The 1634-nt window shown below is 59.0% G+C and carries 1 protein-coding gene; it reads left to right on the forward strand.

The features are described from left to right. Positions 1 to 87 precede the first annotated feature (87 nt). A complete protein-coding gene (locus F3H95_RS26950; RefSeq protein WP_149748239.1) occupies positions 88 to 1461 on the forward strand; it encodes an ISNCY family transposase in 1374 nt (457 codons plus the stop codon). Positions 1462 to 1634 lie beyond the last annotated feature (173 nt).

Here is a 1634-nt window from a genome sequence, read left to right on the forward strand (position 1 = left end):
CATGTAGCCGCAAAGTTAGAATGTCCTGTTTCTGCAAAGTTGGAATGTCACACTCCCCGGCTCTGACAGTTGTCTGGGAGATTGCAGATGGGATTGATAGCGATGAGCGAGCGCGATCTGCAACGGATCGAGGTTTTGTCGAAAGTGACTGCCGGCCGGATGACTGTGGTGTCGGCGGCGCATGTGCTTGACCTGAGCGAGCGTCAGCTACGCCGACTGCTGGAGCGTATCCGGACCGGCGGCGCGGCATCAATCCGGCACAAGGCGATCGGCCGGCCCTCAAACAATCGGATCAGTGACGGGGTTCGCGATTATGCGATGACACTGGTCCGCGAACGCTACGCCGATTTCGGTCCGACGTTGGCGACGGAGAAGTTGGCTGAGCGCGATGGCTTGCGGGTGTCACGCGAGACGGTGCGCGGTTGGATGTCCGATGCCGGGCTGTGGCTGTCACGCAAGCAGCGCCGGACGTTTCATCAACCGCGACTGCGGCGCGAAGCCTATGGCGAGCTGGTGCAGATCGACGGGTCAGAGCATCGCTGGTTCGAGGATCGCGGACCACCGTGTTCGCTGCTGGTGTTCGTCGACGATGCGACTGGCAAGTTGATGCAGTTGCGCTTTGTGCATTCCGAAAGTGCCTTCACCTACTTCGATGCGCTGGAGCTCTATCTCAAGCGTCACGGCGCACCGATTGCCTTTTATTCGGACAAGCATTCGGTGTTTCGGGTGGCGAAGAAGGATGCCAAAGGTGGCCAGGGCATGACGCAGTTCGGACGTGCGCTTTGCGAGTTAAATATCGAGATTCTTTGTGCAAACTCGAGCCAGGCCAAAGGCCGTGTCGAGCGGATGAACCGGACGCTGCAGGATCGTCTGGTCAAGGAGCTCAGGCTTTGCGGTATCGACAGCATGGAGGCGGGCAATGCGTTTCTACCTGTTTTCATGGAGGACTATAATGCGCGTTTTGCGGTTTCCCCTGCCCGTTCGGACGACCTGCATCGTCCGCTGAATCTGGCGCCGGATCGGCTGACGGAGATCCTGTGCAAGCGCGAGCAGCGTTATGTCGGATCGCAGCTGACGTTTTCGTTCGAGCGCAAGCGGATCATGCTGGAGGAGAGCGAGGTGACGCGCGGTCTGGCCGGCCGCTATGTCGAGACATATGCCTATGCGGATGGTCGTCTCGATGTGCGCTGGAAGGGATATTCCCTGCCCTACACGGTGTTTGACAAGGAGCAGCGGGTAACACATGCAGCGATCACGGAGAACAAGCGACTGAGCGAGGTGCTGACCTATATCAGGGAGCGCCAGGAAGAGGATGACAAGCCGAAGGTGAAGAGCAACAGCGACAAGAATGGCTACGTCAAGCGCGTGGGCAAGCCTGGCCGGCGGACGGATTTCACGAATGATCCGGCGGTGATTGCGAGACGGATGAAGGCGCTGTCTCGGCAGGACGCTGCGGAGTGAAGTACCCGACAATCGTCTCAAAGCTAAAGCCGAAGTGGAGTTCCCCACCCGCCCCGATCTGATCTTGCAAGCGGGTCTGCCGCTCAGATCGGGGCTGATCGTGGTGCTGTGTAGTGACTGCTGCGGACATTTCTACTTTGCAGCACAGCGGACATTCCAACTCCTCCGCCACA

This window comes from Rhizobium sp. RU35A, from assembly GCF_900156005.1.
Taxonomy (GTDB): domain Bacteria; phylum Pseudomonadota; class Alphaproteobacteria; order Rhizobiales; family Rhizobiaceae; genus Neorhizobium; species Neorhizobium straminoryzae.